The 24,323-nt window shown below is 64.4% G+C and carries 24 protein-coding genes and 1 tRNA gene; 10 read left to right on the top strand and 15 right to left on the bottom strand.

Translation table 11 applies throughout. The features are described 5' to 3' along the window. Nucleotides 1-93: 93 nt before the first annotated feature. Nucleotides 94-591, top strand: coding sequence for a MarR family transcriptional regulator (locus EN862_RS17325; protein ID WP_127865856.1), 498 nt, complete (start codon nucleotides 94-96; stop codon nucleotides 589-591). Between the two features lie 175 nt (nucleotides 592-766). On the opposite strand, the gene EN862_RS17330 is transcribed toward EN862_RS17325, so the two are convergent. The 4 genes from EN862_RS17330 to EN862_RS17345 all read right to left on the bottom strand — a co-directional run bounded on the left by EN862_RS17330 (nucleotide 767) and on the right by EN862_RS17345 (nucleotide 3,198). Next, nucleotides 767-1,192, bottom strand: a complete 426-nt coding sequence (locus tag EN862_RS17330) for a DUF1178 family protein (protein WP_127865819.1) — start codon at nucleotides 1,190-1,192, stop codon at nucleotides 767-769. Then, nucleotides 1,189-2,055 carry a carbon-nitrogen hydrolase family protein gene (locus EN862_RS17335; protein WP_127865818.1) on the bottom strand — a complete coding sequence of 289 codons (867 nt, stop codon included), beginning with the start codon at nucleotides 2,053-2,055 and terminating at the stop codon, nucleotides 1,189-1,191. The genes EN862_RS17330 and EN862_RS17335 overlap by 4 nt, the downstream gene beginning before the upstream one ends. A gap of 2 nt (nucleotides 2,056-2,057) precedes the next feature. Beyond that, on the bottom strand, nucleotides 2,058-2,321 hold the full coding sequence (grxC, locus tag EN862_RS17340; RefSeq protein ID WP_127865817.1) for a glutaredoxin 3: 264 nt from the start codon (nucleotides 2,319-2,321) through the stop codon (nucleotides 2,058-2,060). Nucleotides 2,322-2,397: 76 nt separating this feature from the next. Beyond that, nucleotides 2,398-3,198, bottom strand: coding sequence for a ComF family protein (locus tag EN862_RS17345; protein WP_127865816.1), 801 nt, complete (start codon nucleotides 3,196-3,198; stop codon nucleotides 2,398-2,400). Nucleotides 3,199-3,263: 65 nt separating this feature from the next. On the opposite strand from EN862_RS17345, the gene EN862_RS17350 reads away from it, so the two are divergent. Beyond that, nucleotides 3,264-4,136, top strand: a complete 873-nt coding sequence (locus EN862_RS17350; protein WP_127865815.1) for a methyltransferase domain-containing protein — start codon at nucleotides 3,264-3,266, stop codon at nucleotides 4,134-4,136. Between the two features lie 29 nt (nucleotides 4,137-4,165). Here EN862_RS17350 and EN862_RS17355 read toward each other — a convergent pair whose 3' ends face one another. From EN862_RS17355 to argJ, 5 genes are all read right to left on the bottom strand, one after another. Further along, nucleotides 4,166-4,351 carry a Flp family type IVb pilin gene (locus tag EN862_RS17355; protein ID WP_095816931.1) on the bottom strand — a complete coding sequence of 62 codons (186 nt, stop codon included), beginning with the start codon at nucleotides 4,349-4,351 and terminating at the stop codon, nucleotides 4,166-4,168. Between the two features lie 105 nt (nucleotides 4,352-4,456). Next, nucleotides 4,457-4,777, bottom strand: a complete 321-nt coding sequence (locus EN862_RS17360) for a hypothetical protein (RefSeq protein WP_127865814.1) — start codon at nucleotides 4,775-4,777, stop codon at nucleotides 4,457-4,459. A gap of 155 nt (nucleotides 4,778-4,932) precedes the next feature. Then, on the bottom strand, nucleotides 4,933-5,355 hold the full coding sequence (locus EN862_RS17365) for a (deoxy)nucleoside triphosphate pyrophosphohydrolase (RefSeq protein WP_127865813.1): 423 nt from the start codon (nucleotides 5,353-5,355) through the stop codon (nucleotides 4,933-4,935). After that, nucleotides 5,352-6,131, bottom strand: coding sequence for a GNAT family N-acetyltransferase (locus EN862_RS17370; RefSeq protein WP_176480057.1), 780 nt, complete (start codon nucleotides 6,129-6,131; stop codon nucleotides 5,352-5,354). Before EN862_RS17370 ends, EN862_RS17365 begins: the two co-directional genes overlap by 4 nt. Continuing rightward, nucleotides 6,131-7,372: a bifunctional glutamate N-acetyltransferase/amino-acid acetyltransferase ArgJ gene (gene argJ / locus EN862_RS17375; protein ID WP_127865812.1), complete on the bottom strand. Its 1,242-nt coding sequence runs from the start codon at nucleotides 7,370-7,372 to the stop codon at nucleotides 6,131-6,133. The genes EN862_RS17370 and argJ overlap by 1 nt, the downstream gene beginning before the upstream one ends. A 188-nt stretch (nucleotides 7,373-7,560) precedes the next feature. Between argJ and EN862_RS17380 the strand changes: the two genes are divergently transcribed. Continuing rightward, nucleotides 7,561-8,157, top strand: coding sequence for a TetR/AcrR family transcriptional regulator (locus tag EN862_RS17380; protein WP_127865811.1), 597 nt, complete (start codon nucleotides 7,561-7,563; stop codon nucleotides 8,155-8,157). Between the two features lie 51 nt (nucleotides 8,158-8,208). Here the strand turns inward: EN862_RS17380 and EN862_RS17385 are convergent, their stop codons facing one another. Beyond that, a complete protein-coding gene (locus tag EN862_RS17385; RefSeq protein ID WP_127865810.1) occupies nucleotides 8,209-9,129 on the bottom strand; it encodes a peptidylprolyl isomerase in 921 nt (306 codons plus the stop codon). Nucleotides 9,130-9,391: 262 nt separating this feature from the next. Here EN862_RS17385 and secA point away from each other — a divergent pair, with 262 nt between their 5' ends. Further along, nucleotides 9,392-12,124: a preprotein translocase subunit SecA gene (gene secA, locus EN862_RS17390; protein ID WP_127865809.1), complete on the top strand. Its 2,733-nt coding sequence runs from the start codon at nucleotides 9,392-9,394 to the stop codon at nucleotides 12,122-12,124. A gap of 270 nt (nucleotides 12,125-12,394) precedes the next feature. Here the strand turns inward: secA and EN862_RS17395 are convergent, their stop codons facing one another. Together EN862_RS17395 and EN862_RS17400 are read right to left on the bottom strand one after the other, a co-directional pair. Next, the gene (locus EN862_RS17395; RefSeq protein WP_127865808.1) at nucleotides 12,395-13,306 is read right to left on the bottom strand and encodes an IS110 family transposase; all 912 of its coding nucleotides are present in this window, start codon (nucleotides 13,304-13,306) and stop codon (nucleotides 12,395-12,397) included. A 365-nt stretch (nucleotides 13,307-13,671) separates the two neighbouring features. Beyond that, on the bottom strand, nucleotides 13,672-16,257 hold the full coding sequence (locus EN862_RS17400; protein ID WP_127865855.1) for a LuxR family transcriptional regulator: 2,586 nt from the start codon (nucleotides 16,255-16,257) through the stop codon (nucleotides 13,672-13,674). Between the two features lie 241 nt (nucleotides 16,258-16,498). Here EN862_RS17400 and EN862_RS17405 point away from each other — a divergent pair, with 241 nt between their 5' ends. From EN862_RS17405 to EN862_RS17425, 5 genes are all read left to right on the top strand, one after another. Then, nucleotides 16,499-16,771, top strand: coding sequence for a DUF4242 domain-containing protein (locus EN862_RS17405; RefSeq protein ID WP_095817014.1), 273 nt, complete (start codon nucleotides 16,499-16,501; stop codon nucleotides 16,769-16,771). Between the two features lie 441 nt (nucleotides 16,772-17,212). Continuing rightward, nucleotides 17,213-17,659 carry a hypothetical protein gene (locus EN862_RS17410; RefSeq protein WP_245519646.1) on the top strand — a complete coding sequence of 149 codons (447 nt, stop codon included), beginning with the start codon at nucleotides 17,213-17,215 and terminating at the stop codon, nucleotides 17,657-17,659. Between the two features lie 318 nt (nucleotides 17,660-17,977). Continuing rightward, complete coding sequence (locus EN862_RS17415; RefSeq protein WP_127865806.1) at nucleotides 17,978-19,381, top strand: lipopolysaccharide biosynthesis protein; 1,404 nt, start codon at nucleotides 17,978-17,980, stop codon at nucleotides 19,379-19,381. Then, nucleotides 19,381-20,661 (top strand): GNAT family N-acetyltransferase, encoded by a 1,281-nt coding sequence (locus tag EN862_RS17420; RefSeq protein WP_127865805.1) that lies wholly within the window; start codon nucleotides 19,381-19,383, stop codon nucleotides 20,659-20,661. The genes EN862_RS17415 and EN862_RS17420 overlap by 1 nt, the downstream gene beginning before the upstream one ends. Nucleotides 20,662-20,730: 69 nt before the next feature. Next, nucleotides 20,731-21,891, top strand: coding sequence for a YncE family protein (locus EN862_RS17425; RefSeq protein ID WP_127865804.1), 1,161 nt, complete (start codon nucleotides 20,731-20,733; stop codon nucleotides 21,889-21,891). Nucleotides 21,892-21,940: 49 nt separating this feature from the next. Here EN862_RS17425 and EN862_RS17430 read toward each other — a convergent pair whose 3' ends face one another. The 3 genes from EN862_RS17430 to EN862_RS17440 all read right to left on the bottom strand — a co-directional run bounded on the left by EN862_RS17430 (nucleotide 21,941) and on the right by EN862_RS17440 (nucleotide 23,389). Beyond that, complete coding sequence (locus tag EN862_RS17430; protein WP_127865803.1) at nucleotides 21,941-22,660, bottom strand: Crp/Fnr family transcriptional regulator; 720 nt, start codon at nucleotides 22,658-22,660, stop codon at nucleotides 21,941-21,943. Nucleotides 22,661-22,820: 160 nt separating this feature from the next. Next, a complete protein-coding gene (locus EN862_RS17435; RefSeq protein WP_127865802.1) occupies nucleotides 22,821-23,102 on the bottom strand; it encodes a hypothetical protein in 282 nt (93 codons plus the stop codon). Nucleotides 23,103-23,304: 202 nt separating this feature from the next. Continuing rightward, a tRNA-Leu gene (locus EN862_RS17440) sits at nucleotides 23,305-23,389 on the bottom strand. A gap of 335 nt (nucleotides 23,390-23,724) precedes the next feature. On the opposite strand from EN862_RS17440, the gene EN862_RS17445 reads away from it, so the two are divergent. After that, on the top strand, nucleotides 23,725-24,312 hold the full coding sequence (locus EN862_RS17445; protein ID WP_127865801.1) for a YqaA family protein: 588 nt from the start codon (nucleotides 23,725-23,727) through the stop codon (nucleotides 24,310-24,312). The last annotated feature ends 11 nt before the right edge of the window (nucleotides 24,313-24,323 follow it).

A 24,323-nucleotide genomic window follows, 5' to 3' on the forward strand; every position in this document is an offset into this window, starting at 1 on the left:
GTCCCGTCGCTGCGTGACCGCTTGGCGGCCGGTTCATCTTGCGGTAACATAGCGTAAAGATTCTTGATGTCAAGATACTTCGTGGTGAGCAATATGGACCGAGCAGGCAGGGCTATCGAACAGTGGCGGCGGGAGCGGCCGGATCTCGACGTGTCGCCGATGGGCGTCATCGGACGGCTGAATGAAGCCTCGGCGCTCATCGCGCGCGACCGGCTTGCGCCGGTCTTTGCCCGCTTCGGGCTGCAGTCCGGGGAATTCGACGTCCTGGCGACGCTGCGCCGGTCGGGCGCCCCCTACGCGCTGACGCCGACCGAACTCTACGAGGCGACGATGGTGACATCAGGCGCCATGACCGCCCGCCTCGATCGTCTGGAAAAGGCCGGTCTGACCCAACGCGCGCCACACCCGAGCGACCGGCGCGGGGTTGTCGTGCAGCTCACCACGAAAGGCCTCGAGCTCACCGACACCGCACTCACCGCCCACGTCGCCAACGAGCATGAAATCCTCGCCGGCCTGACGCAAGAGGACAGGGAAATGCTGGCGAAACTGCTTGAGAAACTGATCGGAAGCCTAGGCCAACCCGCCGTTTAGCGTGCCTTGATCTCTACCTTCGTGATTTGCACCAAGGTGTGTTGAGATTCAGGTCAGGCCGAGTCGAAAATGGTGGTTTGCGAGAACCGGAGCGGAGCGTACTTAAAGTACGTGAGCACCGGAACCGCAGGAAGCCGCTATTCGCAGGCCGGCCTCACCTGAATATCGACACACCTCAGTTGCGGTCGTCCGGAAAGCTTGGGATCGGCATGAACTCGACGCCGTCCTCGATCAGGCTTTGCGCCTCTTCCGGCGTCGCCTCGCCATAGATGCCGCGCGGATCGGTCTCGCCAAAGTGGATCTTGCGCGCTTCCTCGGCGAACTTGTCGCCGACATAGTCGGCATTCTCGCGCACCTTCTCGGCCAGCGCCTTCAACTGCACCAGCGCCTGTTTCTGCGCTTCGCCCATGGCCAAAGCCATCTTTTCCTGCTTGCGCGAGGTCGAGACGGCCGGCGCCATCAGCGCCTTCTCTATCTTGTGCGAGCCGCAATTCGGGCAATCGACGAAACCGCGCTTCTTCTGAGTGTCGAAGTCGTCATTGCTGCGAAACCAGGCTTCGAACTCGTGCTCGTGCTCGCAAACCAGGGAAAAGCGGATCAAGAGGCAGCACCCCTGAGACGCGGCGCTTCGCCTGCGCCGGCATTGACGGTGAAGTCTCGCGCATTCCTGAGATTCGGGATCTTGCGGCGCGCGGCAAGCGACTGCGCCGGATTGATCTCGGCGACGATCACTCCCGGCTCGTTATGCGCGGCCTCGGCGACGATGCGTCCCCAAGGGTCGACGATCAGCGAACGGCCATAGGTCTCGCGTCCGTCCTCATGCAGGCCGCCTTGCGCGGCGGCAACGACATAGGCGCCGTTCTCGATGGCGCGGGCACGCAGCAGCACATGCCAATGCGCCTCGCCGGTCTGGCGCGTGAAGGCGGCAGGCACCGTCAGCACCTCGGCTCCGGCCATCGCCTCGGCGCGGAACAGTTGCGGGAAGCGCAGGTCGTAGCAGACCGCAAAGCCCAGCTTCGTTGCATTGATGTCGGCAACGACCGCTTCCGTTCCCGGCTCATAGGAAGCGGATTCGCGCCAGCTCTCGCCATTGTCGAGGTCGACATCGAACATGTGGATCTTGTCGTAGCCGGCAATCAGTGTGCCGTCGGGCGAAAACAGGAAGGCGCGGTTGGCGAGCTTGCCGTCGGCGCGGCGAATTGCCGTCGAGCCGATATGCAGGTGGATGCCGAGCTCCTTCGCCAACCTGCGCGCGGTGGCGACGACAATGTCCTTGTCCTCGGTGGTGAAGGCGGCCGCGCCGGCTTCCTTGTCGCGCACCAGCGCGCCGGTCATTTCCGGCGTCTGGACATAGGTCGCGCCCTGACCGGCGGCCTGGCGGACCAGGATTTCCATGTCGGCGGCATTGCGCTCGGGGCTCGTGCCCGAACGCATCTGCACGGCGGCGGCCTTGAAAACACCCATGATCATCTCCCGTTGGCGAGCATCACATCCAGCCGGCCCTGCGACTCCAGCTCATGGAGATCGTCGCAGCCGCCGACATGCGTGTCGCCGATGAAAATCTGCGGAAAGGTGGTTCGCCCATGCGCCTTGGAAATCATTTCCTGGCGCAGTTCCGGCGAGAACGAGGCATCGTGCTCCGTATAGCTCACACCCTTGCGGTCGAGCAGCCGTTTGGCGGCGCTGCAGTAGCCGCACATCATCCTTGTATAGATCGTCACATCGACCATCAGTCACAATCCTGCCAGTGCATATCGCCCAATGGTTGCATGACAGCGACCCGCACCAAAAACAACACTTGGGTTTCTATATAGTCGCGGACTCATCGGCCCGAAAGTCCCCCGGCAAGACCCGGGCGAAGGTCAGCACGTCGACCGCCCCGGCGCCGCCCCTCTTCAGCGCCTTGGCGACCGCCCTCACCGTGGCGCCGGTAGTGTAGACATCGTCGACGACCAGCACCCGGCGGCCCGAGATTTGGATCTCGGCGTCCGGTAGAACGCGGAAGGCGGCGCGCACATTCTCTTCGCGCTCATGCCGTTCGAGCCCGACCTGCTGGCGCGTCAGCTTCACGCGTTTGACCGCGGATGGCGAGAATGGCAGCCCGCTGAGCTTTGCAACGGCGCGTCCAAGCTCCGCAGACTGGTTGAACTGGCGCCGGAAGAAGCGCCGCCAGTGCAACGGAACCGGCACGACCAGATCGGCCTCGCCAATCAGTTCCGCGCCGGCGCGGACCATCCAGTTCGCCATCCAGGGCGCCAGGTCCGTCCGGTCCTGGTATTTCAGCCCCTGAACCATCTGCCGTGCGACGCCCGAATAGATGACGGCGGCCCGCGCCCGTTCGAAGGGCGGCGGATCGGCGATCGCTTCCGCCGACAGAAACCCCTCGCCCATGTCGTGGGTGAAGGGCGTTCCCATCACCGGGCACCAGGGTCTTTCCAGCATCCTGAGCTTCGGCCAGCAGGCGCCGCACAAAACGCCGGGCTGCGACACATGGCGACGGCAGCCGGCGCAAACCGGCGGAAACAACAGACGCGCCGGCCAGGCCAGTGCCTGCCGCGTCATGTCCGGAACCGCGCTGGTCTTGATCTTGTGCACCGGATCGGCCACGTGAAAGGAAGCCCCGCGCCACCTTAACACCACTCCGGCGGGCGCGGACAACAGGAAGCTTTTCATTGCAGCCTTTGATCGACACTGAGCTCTGGCTCGCGCGCATGCGCCGGGCTCTCGCCCGCCCCGTCGAGGGTGCCGATTTCCTGATGCGGCGGGCGGCCGAAGACCTTGCCGACCGGCTGGGTGCCGTCGAGCGCCGCTTCGGCAAGGCGGCCGCGCTGTTCTGCCAGACGTCAGCGGCGGTCGAGGTGCTCGCAGCCAGCGGCAAGGTCGGCGAGATTGTGCGTGTCGAGATGGATGAAGCGCTTCTCGCCGGCGGGCCGGGCCTGGTAGCGCCGCCCGAGACCGTGCCGTTCGAGGACGGCAGCCTCGATCTCGTCGTCTCCCTGCTCTCGCTGCACGCGATGAACGACATTCCCGGCGTGCTGGCGCAAATCCGCCGCGCGCTGAAACCGGACGGGCTTTTCCTTGGCGCTCTCGCCGGCGCGGGTACGCTCGCGGAGTTGCGCGAAAGCATGCTGACGGCCGAGACGGAGCTTTACGGCGGCGCGAGCCCGCGCATCCTTCCTTTCACCGACGTGCGCGATGCGGGTGCGCTGTTGCAGCGCGCCGGCCTGGCACTGCCGGTGGCCGATGTCGAGACGGTGACGGTGCGCTACGACACGCTGTTCGATCTGGCTAGCGACCTGCGCGCCATGGGCGAGACCAGCCCGCTCATCGACCGCAGCCGGCGGCCGGGCAGCAGACGCCTGTTTGCCCGTGCCGCCGAAATCTACGCTGAACGGTTTTCGGACCCGGATGGCCGCATCCGCGCAAGCTTTCCGATTGTCTGGATGTCCGGTTGGGCGCCTGACGCCTCCCAGCAAAAGCCGCTCAAGCCGGGGTCAGCCAAAGTATCGCTGAAGGCGATCCTGGAGAACCCGCCCAAGGGTTGACCGCGTCTCTGATTGCCGGCTCGGCTTCGTCAGTGGGAGAAGGCCTGCACCAACCTGCTGTTGTTGTCGCTGAACAACCACTGGAGCGCGTCCGCGGCCCTGCCCACGCCGCCGATGATTGTAAGCGAGAGCACAGCAACGATCAGGCCATATTCGATGGCCGTGGCGCCCGTCTCATCTCTTACGAATTGCTGCAGCAGGTTTTTCATGGTCATCCATCCCTTATGCAGAAATTCTAATGTCCTACCCGTTAAGAAAGGTTAACGGCAAAAGCTTAACAGCGAGTGAAATGCCGGTGTCCCAAAAAATCATTAACCATGTCAGCACTCGCCGCTGCGGCTGCCGTCATTGCGGATGACGCAGATTGAACTGGGCATCGGCTGCAGCACACTGCGGCGCACCGTATATGTATTGGTGCGATGGCCGATCGATCCGGTCGCTGTCATGTCGAGCCCGACGGCCAAGCCGTCGCGAGCGCCCTGCGATCGCGTCTGGCTGTCCAGCAAAGGCGTTGCGATCAGCGCCAGCGCCACGGCTGCCGAGCCGAAGAGAAGCGTGATTCGCAGGATGCCCATGCCGGCATCCGCAGCGCGGAAGCCGCGGTCGGGCCGGATCGAGTCCCACTCTCTTTCAAGGCTCATGCCGTGTTTCCCACAGTCATCGACGATCTCGCCGCGCGAAACGGCCCCGTGCAATTTTTCACGTCGAGATAAATCTTCCATTAACGCTGGCTAAAGCAGCTCTGGAAAACGACGCTTCCAGCAAATGGTGAACGGCGGCGAAGGCAGGTCGCGAATTACAGCAGGTCGATGAGGAACTGGATCAGCGGTGCGTCGGCCGGCGGCATCGGGTAGTCGCGCATCTGCCGCGGCCTGACCCATTTCAGCCCCTGCCCTTCCCTGGGTTGCGCGATCCCGCGAAAGCGGCGACAGACATAGAGCGGCATCAGGAGATGGAAATCGTCATAGGAATGGCTGGCGAAGGTGAGAGGCGCCAGGCACGGAATCTCGGTCTCGATGCCCAGTTCCTCATGCAGCTCGCGGACCAGGCACTCCTCCGGCGTCTCGCCGGGCTCGACCTTGCCGCCCGGGAACTCCCACAGGCCTGCAAGCTGCTTGCCTTCGGGGCGCTGCGCCAGGAGCACGCGCCGGTCGTTATCGACCAGCGCGCAGGCGGCGACCAGCAGCAGGCGTTTTCCGGCTGGCTTCATCTCGCTCATGCGCCCGGCGGCCGTCGATAGTGGTAGCGGTAGACTTCCTCGAAGCCGAGCGACCGGTAGAGCGAGAGCGCCGGCGCATTGCCGGCCTCGACCTGCAGCCAGGCCTCGCGCGCGCCGCGCAGCCGCGCCCATTTCAGCGCCGATAGAATGAGATTGCTGCCATGGCCCTGTTTGCGCGCCGATTTTTCGGTGGCGACCTCGAATAGGCCGGCGAGATCGCCATCATGGACGCAGATCAGCGTCGCCAGCGGCTCATTGCCGTCCTCCAGCGCGAACAACCCAGCTTCGGGCTGGATGGCGCCGATAACCTCGGACAGGCCGGGCCGCAGCGAGGCATCCGAGCCGCTGGTTCTCAACGACGCGCCGATGAAGCGGCTGATGTCCTTGAGCGGTATCTGGTCCATGGCCGCGCCGAGCTCGAGGTCCTTCAACGGCAGCCGCATGACCATGGATTCGTCGAACCTGTTCCAGCCGGCCTTGTCGAGATGCGTGGACAGCACCTGCCCCGACAGCGGCGACATGCGAAAGGTCAGCGGCCTGCCATAGGCATCGAAGCGGCGCGCGGCGCGGCCGATGCGCTCCTCGATGGCGTGCGTGTCGCCCGGATCGAGCGGATTGACCGAGTTGAGCCGCTTGGCGGGGTGCCCGGCGGTCAGCCGCACCACCCAGGTGCCGTCATAATGGACGGCCGCCGCCGGCCAGGCGCGAAAGCCTGCCGCCTCGTAGCGGCGCACGACCGCCAGCACGCTTGCCGGATGCCTGGACACCGGCGCCATCAGCTCCGGTAGTCGCCATTGATGGCGACATATTCCTTGGTGAGGTCGCAGGTCCAAACCGTCGCCTTGCCGCGGCCGATGCCGATATCGGCGCGGATGCGGATGTCGTCGCGCTTCATGTAGGCGGACGTCGCCTCCTCCGAATAGGCCGGATCGCGCTCGCCCTCATGCGCGAGCCGGTTGTCGCCGAACCAGATCGACAGCCGGTCGCGGTCTGCCGGCTCGCCGGCCTTGCCAACGGCCATGACGACGCGGCCCCAATTGGCGTCCTCGCCGGCGACGGCGGTCTTGACCAGCGGCGAATTGGCGATCGACAGCGCGATCCGCTTGGCCGAACGCGCCGACTTGGCGCCGGTCACCGTGACCTCGACCTGCTTGCGCGCGCCCTCGCCGTCGCGCACGACTTGCAGCGCCAGCGACTTCAACACCTTGCCGAGCGCCCGTCGGAACGCGCCGAGCCGCGCGTCCTTGGCATCGCTGATCGCCGGCGCGCCGCGCGCGGCGGCCTTGCCGGTGGCGAAGATGAGCAGCGTGTCGCTGGTCGAGGTATCGCTGTCGACGGTCACCGCGTTGAAGGTCTTGGCCGTGCCGCGCGACAACAGATCCTGCAGCACGGGCGCCGCGATCGGCGCGTCGGTGGCGATGAAGGAAAGCATCGTCGCCATGTCGGGCGCGATCATGCCGGCGCCCTTGGCGATGCCGTTGATGGTCACGTCGGTATCGCCGAGCTTGACCGTCGCCGTCGCCACCTTTGGATAGGTGTCGGTGGTCATGATAGCCTTTGCCGCCTCGGTCCACAGATCGGGCTTTCCGTCCTTGACCAGGCCGGTGAGCAGATGGCTGAATTTGGTGGTGTCAAGCGGCTCGCCGATAACGCCGGTCGAGGCCAGGAACACCTCGCTCTCGGAACATCCTGCGGCCTTGGCCGCCGCCTCGCCGGTCAGCGCGGTCGAGGCCTTGCCCTTCTTGCCGGTGAAGGCGTTGGCATTGCCGGAATTGACCACCAGCACGCGCGCCTTGCCGTCAGGCAGGTTCTGGCGGCAGAAGTCGACCGGCGCCGACGGGCATTTCGACCTGGTGAAGACGCCGGCGACAGCCGTGCCCGGATCGAAGACCATGGCGAGCAGGTCGGTTCTGTTCCGGTATTTGATGCCCGCTTCGGCAGTCGCGATGCGCACACCCTCGATGACCGGCATCTTCGGATATTTCTTCGGTGCGAGCGGCGAGATCGTAGCGGACATCGGAACCTCGGAATGGCAATAAAGCGAAAGGAAGGCCGGTTTGCCCGATAGCGCGTCCCGGCGCAAGGGGCGTTCTGGCCACGCCTGATCGCCCCGGCTGAAGGGCTCGCGGTCTGAAACGGATCGTTTCGTTTCGCCCGCGAAGCCAATATGATCGGCGGCAGATTCACCGGCTAAGGAAGACTGGAATGGGCGAGGCCGCCGCTCGCGGGCGCAAGTCGATCGGCGCAAAGCGCAATCCCGAGAGCGCCGACGCCATTGTCGAGGCGGCCGAGGCGGTGCTGCGCGAGGCGGGTTACGCAGGCTTCTCGATCGAGGCCGTCGCCCGGCGGGCGCGGGCGGGAAAACCAACCATCTATCGCTGGTGGCCGAGCAAGGCGGCGCTGCTGATCGAGGTCTACCAGCGCCAGAAGCATGTCGAGACGCCCGACACCGGAAACGTCGAGGATGATCTGGCCGGCCTCCTCGAGAATCTGTTCGCGCATTGGCGCGACACCCCGTCCGGCAACATCTACCGCTCACTGATTGCCGAGGCACAGTCGGACGAGACGGCCGCGGCGGCACTTGCCGAATACTCAAAAGGACGCCGCAGCCACACGGGCCTGATGATCGAGCGCGCCAAGGCGCGCGGCGAGGTGGCGGCCGATGTCGATGCCGGGATCGTCGCCGACCTGATCGCGTCCTACGCCTGGCGGCATCTGTTGAGCAACCGCCTCGGCGAAGACGAGGCGGCGATCCGCACCGCCGTGCGCTATCTGGTGCGAGGGATAGCCCCCGCCCCATAACGAAAAGGCGCCCGAAGGCGCCCTTTGCAAAACCGATCTCGAGCGGCCGGATTACTTGCCGCCTTCCAGCGTGTCGATGTCCTTCTTGAGCTTCTCGTCCGGAATCTCGACCTTGGCTGACGCGCGCAGCTCCTTGACCATGGCGAAATACTTGTCGCGGATCACCGCCTGCTTGGCCTGGTCCTTGACGTCGTCGAAGGCCGGCGGCTGCTTGGCGCGCTTGTCCTCGAGCTTGATGACGTGCCAGCCGAACTGCGTCTGCACCGGCTCCTTGGTGTACTTGCCGACGTCGAGCGCGAAGGCCGCCTTGTCGAATTCCGGCACCATCTGCCCCGGTCCGAACCAGCCCAGATCGCCGCCACTGGTTTTGCCCGATGGGTCGTTGGTGTGTTCGTTGGCGAGCTTCTGGAAGTCGGCGCCGCCGTCGAGCTGCTTGATGATCGCCTCGGCCTCTTCCTTCGTCTTAACGAGGATGTGACGCGCATGCACTTCATTGACCGGCGGCGTGTTGGCGATCTCCTGGTCGTAGCGGGCACGCACTTCGGCGTCCGTGACCTTGTCGACCACTTCCTTCTCGACGACCTCGCCATGCAGCGCGCGCGCCTGCAGGAAAGCCATGCGGCGCTGGAAGTCGGGATCCTTGTCAAGGCCGCTGTCGACCGCCTTCTTGGCCATGACGCGGATTTCGATCGCCGCCGAAAGGGCGGCCGCGCGGCGCTGATCGGGCGGCAGTTGCGCGAATTGCTGCGAAAGTTCGCCTTCGGCGAGCTGCAGATCGGCCTCGGTCAGCTTCTCGCCATTGATGGTGGCGACCACGGCATTGGGATCGACCGGCGCGGCGGGAGCGGCGGCAGGCGCGGCGGCATCCGCGGGCTTGGTCTCCTGCGCCATCAGCGGCGACAGGCAGAGAGCCGAGAGCCCGAAGGCCAGACCGAGGCTGGCGAGCGAGGCGCGGCGGAACGACAGGGACATCAAGATAACTCCAATGGGATTGCCAATGAGGATCGCGTGAGCGGAAGGGTTCCAGATCAGTCGAATTGTGGCGGAATTTGGCGCTGCCCATAGGGCTAACGCGGCGTTGACATCGATTGAGCCCCCTCTTATCTGTCCAACGACTTGGCGTCCAGAACCGTTTTCCGGGCGCTTTTTGCGTTTGTCCGCATTCACGCGGATTTGATGGGCCCGCCAGGCGCCTGTCGCAAACGGCCAAAATTGCTATCGAAAGGACCATTGGATGGTCAGTCTCGGCGGTCTCGCCCGTAAGGTTTTCGGTTCCTCCAACGACCGGCGTGTCAAGTCGACCCGGCCCAGGGTGGAAGCCATCAACGCCATGGAAAACGAGATGCGGGCGCTTTCCGACGCCGAACTCGCCGGACGCACGCAGAAATTCCGCCAGGATATCGCCAACGGCGCTTCGCTCGACGACCTGCTGGTCCCAGCCTTCGCCACGGTGCGCGAAGCCGCCCGCCGCGTGCTTGGCATGCGGCCTTTCGACGTCCAGTTGATCGGCGGCATGGTGCTGCACAATGGCGGCATCGCCGAGATGCGCACCGGCGAGGGCAAGACCCTGGTCGCCACCTTGCCCGTCTATCTCAATGCGCTCGCCGGCAATGGCGTGCATGTCGTTACCGTCAACGACTACCTCGCCAAGCGCGACGCCGAATGGATGGGCCGCGTCTACAAATTCCTCGGCCTGACCGTCGGCATCATCGTCCACGGCCTTTCCGACGACGAGCGCCGCGAGGCCTATGCCTGCGACGTCACCTACGCCACCAACAACGAGCTCGGCTTCGACTATCTGCGCGACAACATGAAGTATGAGCGCTCGCAGATGGTGCAGCGCGGCCATTCCTACGCCATTGTCGACGAGGTCGATTCCATCCTGGTGGATGAGGCGCGCACGCCGCTGATCATTTCCGGTCCGCTCGAGGACCGCTCGGAAATGTACAACACCATCGACGCCTTCATGCTGAAGCTCGGCCCGGCCGACTACGAGGTCGACGAGAAGCAGAAGACGACGATCTTCACCGAGGAAGGCACCGAGAAGCTGGAAAACATGCTGACCGCGGCCGGCTTGTTGAAGGGCGAGTCGCTCTACGACGTCGAGAACGTCGCCATCGTCCACCACGTCAACAATGCGCTGAAGGCGCATCTGTTGTTCCAGAAGGACCGCGATTACATCGTGCGCAACGGCGAGATCGTCATCATCGACGAGTTCACCGGCCGCATGATGCCCGGCCGCCGCTATTCGGAAGGCCTGCACCAGGCGCTCGAGGCCAAGGAGCACGTGCAGATCCAGCCGGAGAACCAGACGCTGGCCTCCGTCACCTTCCAGAATTATTTCCGCCTCTACAAGAAGCTCGCCGGCATGACCGGCACGGCGCTGACCGAGGCCGAGGAATTCGGCAACATCTACAATCTCGAGGTCACCGAGATCCCGACCAACCTGCCGGTCGCCCGCAAGGACGAGGACGACGAGGTTTACCGGACGGTCGACGAGAAATACAAGGCGATCGTCAAGGAAATCAAGGACGCGCGCGAGCGTGGCCAGCCGATCCTGGTCGGCACCACCTCGATCGAGAAATCCGAGCAGCTGGCCGAGCGCTTGCGCAAGGAAGGCATCAAGGACTTCGAAGTGCTGAACGCCCGCCACCATGAGCGCGAGGCGTCCATCGTCGCCCAGGCCGGCAAGCCCGGCGCCATCACCATCGCCACCAACATGGCCGGCCGCGGCACCGACATCAAGCTCGGCGGCAATGCCGAGATGCGCATCGCCGAGGAGCTTGGCGACATGCCGGCCGGCCCCGAGCGCGAGGCGCGGGAGAAGGCCATCATCGACGATGTCGAGCGCCTGAAGGAAAAGGCGCTGGCCGCCGGCGGCCTTTACGTTCTGGCCACCGAGCGCCACGAATCGCGCCGCATCGACAACCAGCTGCGTGGCCGCTCCGGCCGTCAGGGCGACCCCGGCCGCTCGAAATTCTTCCTGTCGCTGCAGGACGACCTTATGCGCATCTTCGGCTCCGAGCGCATGGACGGCATGCTGCAGAAGCTCGGCCTCAAGGAAGACGAGGCGATCATCCATCCCTGGATCAACAAGGCGCTCGAAAAAGCGCAGAAGAAGGTCGAGGCGCGCAACTTCGACATCCGCAAGAACCTTTTGAAATATGACGACGTCTCGAACGACCAGCGCAAGGTGGTGTTCGAGCAGCGCATCGAGCTGATGGACGGCGAAGGCCTCTCGGAGACGATCACCGAGATGCGTGAAGGCGTGATCGACGAGATCGTCGCCAAGAACATCCCCGAAAACGCCTATGCCGAGCAATGGAACGTCGCCGGCCTCAAGGAGGAAGTGGCGCAGTACCTCAATCTCGACCTGCCGATCGAGGAATGGGTCAAGGAAGAGGGCATCGCCGAGGACGATATCCGGGAGCGCATCGCGGCCGCGGCCGACGCCGCCGCCAAGGAGCGCGCCGACCGCTTCGGCCCCGACGTGATGAATTACGTCGAGCGTTCAGTGGTCCTGCAGACGCTCGATCATCTGTGGCGCGAGCATATCGTCAATCTCGACCATCTGCGCTCGGTCGTCGGCTTCCGCGGCTACGCCCAGCGCGACCCGCTGCAGGAATACAAAAGCGAGGCCTTCGAGCTGTTCCAGGGCATGCTGGGCAATTTGCGCCAGGCCGTCACCGCGCAGCTGATGCGAGTCGAGCTGGTGCGCCAGGCGGCCGACGCGCCGCCGCCCGAAACGCCCGAGATGTTCGGCAGCCACATCGACGGCTCCACCGGCGAGGACGATTTCCAGGGCGGCGAGACCGCGCTTCTGATGCGCCAGGACACCACCGCCGTCGTCGCGCCGGAAAACCGCGACCCGAAGAACCCGGCGACTTGGGGCAAGATCGGCCGCAACGAAACCTGCCCTTGCGGCTCCGGCAAGAAGTACAAGCACTGCCACGGCGCCTTCGCCTGAACCCCTCTTCCTTCTCCCCGTCATACGGGGAGAAGGTGCCCGAAGGGCGGATGAGGGGCAGCGCCGGCGTTACGCGATCCCGGTGGAACGCCGAGTTAGGCTTCCCCAGCAACTAATTCCCCAGCACACGGATTTTGACCGGCCGGCTCTGTCTGCGTCGGCAGGTGGCATGCCTTTGGCCGAAACGCCCGTCGCGATCGTCATTCTAGGGCGGAGCAGGAGCGAAGCTCCGTCGCGAAGACCCTAGAATCCACGGCATGGCAACTGTGTTCATGCGAATGCGGTTTTGTCGCGAATGATAGCGTTGAGGACGACCAGGAGCTTCCTTGCGACGGCGATGATGGCGAGTTTCTTGGACCCCGAGCGGGCAGCAAGCGCTGTGTAGAATGTCTTGAAGCGCTCACAGGTTCTGATGGCGGTGAGGGCTGCCATGTAGAGGGCGCGGCGCACGCGTGATCGCCCGCCCTGGATCTGGCTCCTGCGGTTGAGCTTGCCGCTCTTGTTGTCGAACGGGGCAAGGCCGACGAGCGCGGCGATCGCCTTGGGTGAGCGCTGGCCGAGCTCGGGCAGGAGCGCCAGCAGCGAGAGCGCGCCGCCCTTGGAGACACCGGGCACGGAGACCATCAGCGCATGGTCGCGGGCGGTGTCCTGGTTTTGACGAATGACTGCGGCAATCTGGCTCTCGAACGCCTTGATGCGCGTGTCGAGGTCGGCGATCAGGTCTTCAAGGCTGGTGATGACGATCTCCTCGAAGGCCTCGGCGAGGTGCTTCTTCGCCGTTGCCCGCATCCCGACCAGTTGATCGCGGTGGCCAGCAAGCGATTGAAGCTGCTCGACTTCTTCGCTCGGCGCCGGCTCGGCCTCAGGGTTATAGCGACGGCCGTAGCCGCTCAGCATCCTGGCATCGAGAGGATCGGTCTTGGCGCGCCGTCGCGTTGACTTCGAATAGTGGTGGGTGTGCGCCGGGTTGTGCCGCGAGAATGGCACGCCGGCCTTGGCCAGCGCATGGCGCAGCAGCCGGTCATGCACGCCTGTCGCCTCCATGACGACGAAGTCCCGACTGGGATCAAGGCCCGCCACATAGGCCGCTATCGCATCGGCCTGGTTATCGATGCGCCGAAGACGACCGCTTGTCTCATCAAAAAAAGTCGAGCCACTGCTTGGAGATGTCGCAGCCGACATAGTTCTGGGCTATCATGTCCACGCCTCTTCCTGTGGTGCGGGGTCTGCTTCGAACAGCCCCGTGCAACTGTTCAGGTTGATGGTTCACCGGTGGGAAGGGACCGGGCCATGCCACGGCCTGTCCGAAAGGACGACCAGGATCCACTCGGTCTCCTTCCCACTTCAACCATACACCGAAACCAACACACAGGATTCTATGGTCTGCGCGCGTCGCTTCGCTCCTTGCTCCGCCATAGAATGACGAGGTTGGGGCGGCTTCGACCAATCTCCGGCGTTGCGCTGATTTCACGGAAATGAACGGAGAATCTTGCACCAAGACAAACGGCAACTTTTCAAAATCCTTGTGTCGGGGAACGCACTAACCGTCACACCAGCCCCGAGGCGCGCGCCGCGGCCGCCGCTTCGCCGCGCGAGACGGCTTCCAGTTTCCCGAGCACCGCTGAAACATGGTGGTCGACCGTCTTCGGCGAGATGGTCAGATGCGCGGCGATCTTCTTGTTTGAGAAGCCTCGCTCGATCAACTGCAGGACCTCCATCTGGCGCTGCGTGAGGCCGGCCTGGTTGGCGCGTGTCGCCTGCCTCGGACCTCTGGCGATGCGGCTCACGCCGCTCTGCCGCAGCAGGCTGCGCACGTGCTGCGCCACCGGTCTTGCGCCGAGCGCCTCGAAAATGTCCAGCGCTTCACGCCGCGCGGCCTCGTCGCCCTGCAGCAAGGCAAGCGCTCGTTCGAAAGGGGCGCCCATCCTTGTCCAAAACGCAGCGGCGGCGCGCCAGTCGCCAACCAGTTGCAGGCGGTGCGGCTCGGCCATGCCCTCGGTCTCGCCGGGATCGCTTTCAGGCGACAAAAGCCGCCGCCAGATCGCCAGCTCACCGAACACCGCCCGCGTCGGCGCGAGGCCTTCGGCAAGGGCGATCAGATGCAGCGCTTCGTCCCTGTCGCCCTCGCCCAGCCACGCCAGCTCGGCCATCATCCCGGCAAAAGGAACAAGCCGTTGCAGCTCCATGCCCTTGTCCAGGAACCGCCTCATCTCTTCCACGATCGGCTCGGCCGACGGGTCGCCGCGGCGGATGCGCAATCTGGCCAGGGCCACCAGCGACGGATAGCGTACCAGCGCCGGCGTTGCTTCATCGTCGACAACCTCATGCGCCGTCGCCGCGGCATCGTCCCAGAGGCCGAGCCTCAGCAGAAGCTGCGCCTGCACGCCGCGCATGTAATCGCGCCATGTCGCCAGATCGTTCTCGACGCAATAGGCAATGCCGCGCTCCAGGAACGAAGACGCCTCGCTGAAATTGAGCCTGTTCATCTCGACGCAGGCGCAGTTGGTGAAGGCGCGCGCAGCGTGTTCCTGGAAGTTTCCCGACAATGCGATTCCCAGGCTGCGGGCCAGATCGCGCCGCCCTTTGGTGAAATCCAGCCATTGTCCGGCGGCGCCGACATTGTTCAGCGCATGACACAGAATATCCGGCCGGTTGAGCCGCTCCGCCAGATCGACCGCCTTGCCGCCGAGCGAAAGCGTGTCCTCGAGCCGCTCGGCGAGCATCGCCAGCTGCGAGAGGTTCGAGTAGGCCATCGCCAGCTCGGCGCTGTCGGGAGCGGTCTCCAGAAGCTCCACCGCCTGCTCACCGAAACGGTCCGCGGCCGCGCGATCGCCAAGCAGGTAGGCAAAGCGCGACAAACACCTGAGGCTGTCGCCTTCCTTGACACGGTCGCCCAACGCCTGGCGCAACTGGCGCGCCCGGCCCTGCGCCTCCATCGCCGCGTCGACGCGGCCGATCAAGTGGCACTCGAAGGCGTGGCCTTCATAGAGCTCGGCTCGCTTTTCGGCCGGCAGCATATCCGCGTAGCGCAGGGCAACTTCGTAATAGCCCACCGCGTCGCGATGCGCGCCGACCCGCGAAGCCTCGCGCGCCGCGGCCGGCGCGAGCTCGCGCACCACGTCCAGGTTCTGCGCTTCCACGGCATGGTGCACCAGCCTGGCAGTGGCCACTTGCGGGTTTTCGCGCAAGGCCGCCAGGGCGCGTTCATTGTATTCGCGCCGTTTGCTCGGCGTCAGCGCCATCTCGATCGCCGTGCGGGCGATCTCGTGCCGGAAGGCATAGCCGTCGCCGAAATCCTCGAGCAGCCCGTTGGCGACGCATTCAGCGAGCTGACCGGCGGCGGCAATCCCGCAAAGGCCACTCAGCGCCCAAGCGTCGGCGCGGCGCGGAAACACCGAGACGGCGTCGAGCATCGAGCGCGCGCCAGGCGACAGTTTTTCGGCGCGCGCCAGAACGGCGTCACGCACGCTCGCCGGCAATGCGCCATCGCCTTCGGCGGCGAGCAGCTCGGTGACGAAGAAGGCGTTGCCGGCGCTCGCCCGGTAGATTGCGTCGCCGTCGCGCTTGGCGGTTGCGGCGAGCGAGAGCACGGCGCTTTCGCTGAGCAGCGGCACGTCGATACGCACGGCATTGCCGGCCGGGATCTCGCCGAGCGCCCGGCGCACGCGCATCTGCCCTTCGCTGCGGTCGGTCCGCGCCGTGATCAGAAGCAGGATGTGGGTGTTTGCGATGCGCCGGCCGAGGAAGCGCACGAAATCGAGCGTCGCGTCATCGGCCCAGTGCAGGTCTTCGATGACGAGCACGCTCGGGCCCTTCGCCTCGAAGACGTCGAGCGCCTCGGAAAACAAGGGCAACCGCTGCACCTGGCGGTCGTCGATCGCTCGCGGCAGTTCCCACTGCGCGTTGCGGGCCAGGTCGTGAAGCGGCCCCAGCGGGTCCGGAATGGACAGGTCCTCGCAGGCGCTGCGAAGCACGGACAGGCCATCATCCAGTCGGCTCGCGAACGCCTCGACCAGCGCCGTCTTGCCGGCGCCGGCCTCGCCCAAGACGACCACGACGCGGCCACGACCCCCTGTTGCATCCGCCAACAAGGCATCCATCTGCTGCAGCTGCGGCTGCCGTTCCAGAAGCATGATCGCACTCTCGCGAAATCGGAATTCCATCACGGCGGGTCCCCGCCGCGATAGCGTGGGAAACGGCACAGAAATGTGACTTTCCACACATTCCGGTGCCATCTTCCACATAAAACGATCCAAAGATAGGGAATCGTCCCGGCCAATATGGGGAATGGCTCCGATGCGTGATCTTTGCCGAAATGGTGGGATCGGCCTTGCTCGAAACGAGCCCAATCCAATCACGAAAGGAATAACGATCGTGCCTCGCTACCTTGTTGAACGCACCTTCCCGGAAGGGCTGAACGTGCCGATGAACGATGCCGGCGCCACCGCGATGGGCGGCGTCATCGCCCGTAATGCCGAAAAAGGCGTGACCTGGGTGCAATCCTTCGTCTCGCCCGACAAGGGCAAGAGCTTCTGCATTTACGACGCGCCCTCGCCGGAGGCGATCCGCAGCACCGCGCAGAAGAATTCGCTTCCCGTCGACAAGATCACGGAGGTGCGGGTCCTCGACCCCTACTTTTATCGCTGATTGGGCGGACCGTGTCGGGCAGATCAGTCCCGCCGCCGGCGGACCTGATGCCGTGCCGGACAGCGAGAGTCTATCCGCCGCGGCGGATTACCTCCCGCCACGGCGCGGCTACATGCGACGGGCCTTGTCGGCGCTGCTTTCGCCGTTGCGAAACCGACGCCGCCTTCTGCCGCCTCGGGACGATTACCTGAAACGCGATATCGGCCTCGATGAGCGGGAGATGCCGCGCGAATACTGGGAATATTGGTGGCTTCACCGCTGATCCCGCAGCGTCGGGACCAGCGACCATCCCTTTTACCGACAGGCGCCGCCGGCGTGCGGAGTTGGCTTTGACCGGCCGACTCCCGTCGCTTGCGCGCCGCAACTGAATTGGAGAGACAAATGAGCATTCACATCCTGACTCGATGCGCCATCGGCGCCTCCGCGTCGATCATCCTGCTGATGGCGGGCGCCGCCACGGCGGAAACCATCAACCCGCTCGCCGAAAAGGTGCGGGCGCTCGACAGCCGCTTCGAGGACATCGCGGTGGCGAAGGCCGAAGGCTACGCGCCGATCCCCTGCGCCAGCGGCCTCACCGGCGGCGCCATGGGCATACACTACGTCAATGCCACCTATCTGAAGGACGACGCCGTCGACGTCGCCAGGCCGGAAGCCGTCATGTACGAGCCGATGGCCGACGGCACGCTGAAGCTGATCGCGGTCGAATACATCACGTCGAAAGGCCCGGCCTCGCTCGAAGGCCATCTCTTCAACTTCAACACCGCGCCCAACCGCTACGGCCTCGGCCCGTTCTACGAGCTGCATGTCTGGGCCTGGAAGCAGAACCCGACCGGCGCCTTCGCCGACATGAACCCGAACGTCTCGTGCGACGCGATGAAGGCGATGTGACGCCTTTTCCTTCTCCCCGTTTCACGGGGAGAAGGTGGCCCGAAGGGCCGGATGAGGGGCGGCGCCGGCGATTGCGACTTGCCGCCCCTCGTAATCTGACAGAGGATGGCCACTTCAGTTTAGGAGCCCCCTCCCGCAAAGAGGCTCTTCGAGACGCGATTCACCCCAAATTTCCAAGGCCGGCGCTGCCCCTCATCCGCCTGCCGGCACCTTCTCCCCGTTTAGTGACGGGGAGAAGGAAGCACCCCACCCACCCTTTCTTAAGGTGTTTCGGATAGACCCGAGCGCTGGAAAAAGGCGGAAAACGGAGAGTTGTGGGTGCGCTTTTCCGCGGCAACGACTGCCGGGCGGTTCTTGCCGCAGCGCTGGGCGCTGCGCATCACACCGCTGCTTGGCCGCATCGATGCCATCCTCTTCACCGCCGATGCGCGCGGCGAAGCCGGGCGCATGTCGCTGATTGCCTTTTCCATCCGCATCATCAGCGCCTTCATCGCCTTTGTCAGCCAGGTGCTGATGGCGCGCTGGATGGGCTCGTTCGAGTACGGCATCTCGGTGCTGGTCTGGGTGACGATGGTCATCGTCGGCAATCTCGCCTGCCTCGGCTTCCACACCTCCGTCATCCGTTTCATTCCGGAATATCGCGAGCGCGGCATGCTTGCCGAGCTGCGCGGCATCGTGCTCGCCAGCCGCCTGTTCGTGCTCGTCGCCTCGACGCTGATCGCCGGCCTTGGCGCCCTTGGCGTGTGGCTGGCCTCAGACTGGATCGAGAACTACTACGTCATCCCTTTCATCCTCGGCGTCATCTGCCTGCCGATGATCGCGCTCGGCGATCTCCTGCAAGGGCTGGCGCGCGCCAATTCCTGGGCGCTGCTCGCGTTGTCGCCGACCTATCTGGTGCGCCCGGTGCTGATCCTGGCGTTCATGGCGCTGATGCTTGGCATGCACTATGTGCCCGACGCCAAGACCGCGATCTTCGCCTCGATCGCCGCCACTTATGTCACCACGCTCGGCCAGCTGATGGCCGTCACCTCGCGCATGGACAAGAAAGTCTCGGCCGGGCCGATGACGGTGCATTTCGGCCAGTGGATCCTCGTCTCGCTGCCGATCTTCCTGGTCGAGAGCTTCTTCTTCCTGCTCACCAATGCCGACGTGCTGATGGTGGGCGCCTACCTTCCGCCCAACGATGTCGCCGTCTATTTCGCGACGGTGAAGACCCTGGCGCTGGTGCATTTCGTCTATTTCGCGGTCAAGGCCGGCGTTGCCCAGCGCTATGCGCAATTCACCCATGGTGAGCCGGACAGGCTCGCCGCCTTCGCCCGCGAAACCGTCTCCTGGACCTTCTGGCCTTCGCTTTTGATGGCGCTGCTGGTGCTGGCGCTGGGCGAGCCGATGCTGGTGCTGTTCGGTCCCGAATTCACCGCCGGCTATCCGTTGCTCTTCCTGCTGGTGCTGGGCGTCGTGGCGCGCGCCGCCGTCGGCCCCTGCGAAAGCCTGCTCACCATGAGCGGCAACCAGAACATCTGCGCCGCCGTCTACGCCATGACGCTTGCCCTCAACATCGGCCTCAACGTGATCCTGATACCGCTGTTCGGTCTCTGGGGCGCGGCGATGGCAACGAGCCTCGCCATGGTCTTCGAGGCCAGCGCGCTCTCCTTCACCGTCTGGCGCAAGCTCGGCATCGTGATGGCGATCTTCATGCCTTCAAAGAAGGAAATTGCTTGATGGCCGCCGTCCCGTTGCTCGAAGAGACCAGCGGCGGCCCCGCCGGCGCGATGGTCTCCAACCTTGCCGGCCTGGCGCGCGAGGTCGACCCGGCCCATATCGAGCTCTTCGCCAGCAACAGGCCGGAACGCAAGCTCGCCATCTACCCGGCCTCGGCCGGCTTCGACCTCGTCGAGGAGCTCGACTACCTCAGCGCCCGCACCGTCGAGCCCAATGTCTTCTTCAACCCGCGCTTCCTGGCGCCGGCGATGCCCCGGCTGGAAGACCGCGAGGTACGGCTGGCCGTCATCCGCGACGGCGACGAATACCGCAACCGGCTGCGCCTTCTGGTGCCCTTCTCGGTCGAGCGGCCGGCGATCCCGCTCGGCGTTCCGGTGATGCGCACATGGTCGAGCCCGTTCGGCCCGCTCGGCACGCCGCTGGTCGACCGCGACGATCCCATCGGCGTCATCGAGGATTTCTTCTCGATGCTGTCGCGGCCGCATCTCAAGCTGCCTAGGGTCTTTGTGCTGCCCGACATGCGCCTCGACGGTCCGGTGGCGAGCCTGCTCACCTCCTTCGCCGACAGCCGCGGCCTGACCCTGGTGACCACCGGCAAGGTCGAGCGTCCGGTTCTGGAGAGCGAGGCCGACGGCGAGGATTACCTCAAGGCGTCGCTGCGTTCGCATCACTATCGCGAATTCCGCCGGCTGAAGCGGCGCCTCGCCGACCACGGCAAGCTGGAGCACATCGTGGCGCGCGGACCGGACGAGATCCGCCACGCCATCGAAAGCTTCCTGACGCTGGAAGCGGCCGGCTGGAAAGGCCGCGAACGCACCGCCATGGCGATCGACCGCTACCGCGCCGCCTTCGCCCGCGAGGCCGTGCATCGGCTGGCCGAGCAGGACATGTGCCGCATCCACATGCTGACGCTCGACGGCCGCAACATCGCCTGCCTGGTGGTTTTCGTCGAGGCCGGCGTCGCCTACACCTGGAAGACGGCCTATGACGAGGCGCTCTCGGCCTATTCGCCGGGCACGCTGCTGATGATCGAGGTGACCAAGCAGCATCTCGACGATCCCAACATCGTCGTGACCGATTCCTGCGCGGTTCCGGACCATCCCGTGATGAGCCGCCTGTGGAGCGAGCGCAAGCCGATGGGCACGCTGGTGGTCGGGCTGACGCCGGACGCCGACCGGCTGGCCCGCCAGGCGGCCTCGCAGCTGCACCTCTACCGCGAGACCCGCAACATGGCGCGCCTGCTGCGCAATCGCATGCGGAGCCTGTTGAAAAGGCGCTAGATCAACGGCGGGACACAAGCTATGGGTCCGGGCGGGGAATATCGGGCGGGCCTTTACGAAACCATCCAGATGATCAGAAGTCTTTTGCGTCACACCAGTTTCCGTGCGGCTCTGCTGCTGCTTGCGCTGATGCCCATGCGCGCCTTGGCCGGCTCCTGCCCCGAAGACTGCAGCGAGCCCCCGCCGCCCGCCGTCAACATCTACAAACACACCGCCGCCGGTCATCTGAGCCCCGTGACGACCGGGTCGCTGCCGCGCGTCTATGTGCCCAACCGCTCCTCCAACAGCGTCTCGGTCATCGACAGCGTCACGCTCAAGGAAGTCGACCGCTTCAATGTCGGCAGCAAGCCGCAGCACGTCGTGCCGTCCTGGGATTTGAAGACGCTCTGGGTCGCCAACAACGGTACCGGCAAAAATGGCAGCCTGACGCCAATCGACCCGATGACGGCCAAGCCCGGCCAGCAGGTCCCGGTCGACGACCCCTACAATCTCTATTTCATGCCGGACGGCAGCGCCGCCATCGTCGTCGACGAAGCAATGCAGCAGCTCGATTTCCGCGACCCGCACACCATGGCGCTGAAATCGAGCCTACCGACGCCGACCTGCCCCGGCATCAACCATGCCGATTTTTCGGTCGACGGCTCCTATGCGATCTTCACCTGCGAATATGGCGATGGCGGACTGGCCAAGATCGACCTGAAGAACCAGAAAGTGCTGGGCCACCTCGATCTCTCCAAGATGGGCATGCCGCAGGACATCCGCCTGTCGCCCGACGGCAAGGTCTTCTACGTCGCCGACATGATGAATGACGGCGTGTTCCTGATCGACGGCGACAGTTTCAGGGAGATCGGCTTCATCCCGACCGGCATCGGCACGCATGGTTTCGTCGTCAGCCGTGACGGCAAGCGCCTCTATGTCTCGAACCGCGGCTCGCACAAGATGGAGCAGGGCAAGGCCAAGGGTCCGGGCAGTGTGACGGTGATAGACTTCGCCACCCGCGCCGTGGTCGCGCAATGGCCGATCCCCGGCGGCGGCAGCCCCGACATGGGCAATGTCAGCGCCGACGGCAAGCAGCTATGGCTCTCCGGCCGCTTCGACAGCGAGGCCTATATGATCGACACGACGAGCGGCGCGGTGACCAAAATCCGCGTCGGCGTCGAGCCGCATGGCCTGACGGTCTGGCCTCAGCCGGGGCGCTACTCGCAGGGGCATACGGGGAATATGCGGTAAGGCGCTTCCTCCTGCGAAGTCCCAGACCTTGGAGCGCCCTTCAGGCGCTTCAACTTTCGACATATTCGCCCGCGAACCCGGCAAATTTTATCAGCCCCGCGCGGTCGAGAATGCGAACATGGCCATGCCGGAATTCCAGAAACTTGCGCTCGCGCAATTCCCGCAGCATGCGATTGACATGGATCGGCGTGAGGCCGAGCGCGTCCGCGAGATCGTACTGGGTGAGAGGACATTCGAAACTGTTGCGGGTGACCGCGCCGACCCGTTCCAGACGCGCGGTTAGCTCGAGGAACAGATGCGCCGACCGTCCCAGCGCGCTCCGTCGTCCAACATCGGTGAGATGCTGAGCGATCACCGCTCCGTTTTGCACGAGCGCCTCAAGGACGACGGAAAAGAGCGGAGGCGATTTCATGGCAGCAAGGGCAAATGTCTTGGTCGACGCAACCAGCGCCGAAAGGTCGGTCAGGGCCGTGAACGTCTCAAGCGCGCCGCCGCCATTGACCTGAGGCAGGACGATATCGCCCTTCAGGGTGAAATCCAGGATCTGTCGTTGCCCGCCCTCGAGTTCATGAGCAATGCAGCCCCAGCCCGACTCGATCACGAACATCCGATCTTTGTGCTCGCCTTGCCTGACGATGACCGTCCCCGCCGCATAGCGCTTGGGCGTGAACCCAAGCGTCTCGATCAGTGCCGTATCACCGTCGTCAAGTCCGGCGCGTACCGGACCATTCTCGTTTGCGCGCAAAAAAGGGTGTGAAGAGTACGTCATCTATTGCCCCGCCCAATATCTTCCTCCCCCGGCTACCTTCCTCCTTGAATTGAAGGTACATCAAATTTGACGCGATCAGTACAACACTTCTTTTTCTTTGAACGGCGCGCGCCCGCCGAATACCAGCATCAGATCTGAATTCGTTTTGATGTGAGACCGATCAGCTTTTGTTCCTCTTGAAATTTTCTCGCATCGAATCGACTATTTTGCTGGCAGCGAGACAACTGCGGTTGTCCACCTCACCGGCGGCATTGCGCAACGTCGTCGACGCGTCCTTGAGCAAGCCTCTGATCTCCGCGGCTGATAGGAGTTCGGATGCTTCAAGTTCAAGCAGCACTGATTCGCTCACATGCAGCGCCGCTAGGGCAATCGCTCGCGGCCTAGTCGCCAGCAGCTTTACGAGATCGCCGTCGGGCTTGGCACGCGATTTTCTCTTTGCCATGGTTGCGTCCCAACCGTCGGACAAGAAGGGCTCAGAATTACATTGCTTCGACGCATTTCCGCGGTTCGGAGACGCCATCGTTAACCATTCTATCCCGCTTTGCAGGGCCGACCCAGAGGCAACGGATACCGAATTCGCAGTAGCTCCGGCCTACTACCGTCTTGGGAATCGCGGCGGAGCAATCCGGCGTGAACGACGGTGGTGGTGCCCCTAGCCGGGATCGAACCAGCACTCCTTGCGGAACTCGATTTTGAGTCGAGCGCGTCTACCAATTCCGCCATAGGGGCTCAGGCCGGGCGGCCTGGATGGGCGCGGACTATACGGGCGGATGGGTGTTCGTCAACTGGGCTGTTGCGGATTTGCCCACTAGACCGCCGGTATCGCCCACCCTTCGGCCTCGTGGCGATGCAGGACATTGTGCCTCGCGAAAAATCTTTCTAGACAGGCGAAGCGTTGAGCGCCTCGCATCGGGAAGCTGGATGCGGCGCTTTGGGTCCTTGTCTTCCTGCCTGCCGTTGCCCAAAACCGCCAAGTGTCCCGGGTGACATTGATCAGAGCAATTCCAGGAAAAGCGCGCTGCGGTTTTCCGTCCGGAATTGCGTCGACCGCATTAGGAGAGCCGATGCTTCGCGGACTTTACGACTGGACGCTGTCGCTGGCGGCGCGCAAATCCGCCGAATGGTGGCTGGCCTTCATCGCCTTCGTCGAAAGCTCGGTGTTCTTCATCCCGGCCGACGTGCTGTTCCTGCCCATGGCGTTGGCGCGGCCCGAACGCAGCTATCGCTACGCGCTGACCGCCACAGCGGCATCCGTGCTGGGCGGCATCGCCGGCTGGCTGATCGGCTACTATGCCTACGACACGATAGCGCGGCCGATCCTGGAGCATTTCGGCGGCCTTGAGACGTTCGAGAAGTGGCAGTCCTCGGGCACCGGGCTGATGCTGGTGCTGCTGGTCACGTCCGGCGCCGCGCACCTGCCGCCGATCAAGGTGGTCACCATTCTGGCTGGCGCGCTTCACGTCAACATTCTTGTCTTCATCGTCTCCGCCATCGTGGCGCGAGGCGCGCGTTTCCTGCTACTGGCCTGGCTGCTGCGCCGCTATGGCGAAGAAATCCGGGAGTTCATCGAAAAGCGCTTGGGATTGATTGTCGGCGCGGGCGCCGCTGCCCTGATTTTGCTCTATATCCTCGTCAGATACGCCCACGGATAGCGACGCAACGA

The sequence above is a fragment of the Mesorhizobium sp. M2E.F.Ca.ET.219.01.1.1 genome (assembly GCF_004016445.2).
Taxonomy (GTDB): Bacteria; Pseudomonadota; Alphaproteobacteria; order Rhizobiales; family Rhizobiaceae; genus Mesorhizobium.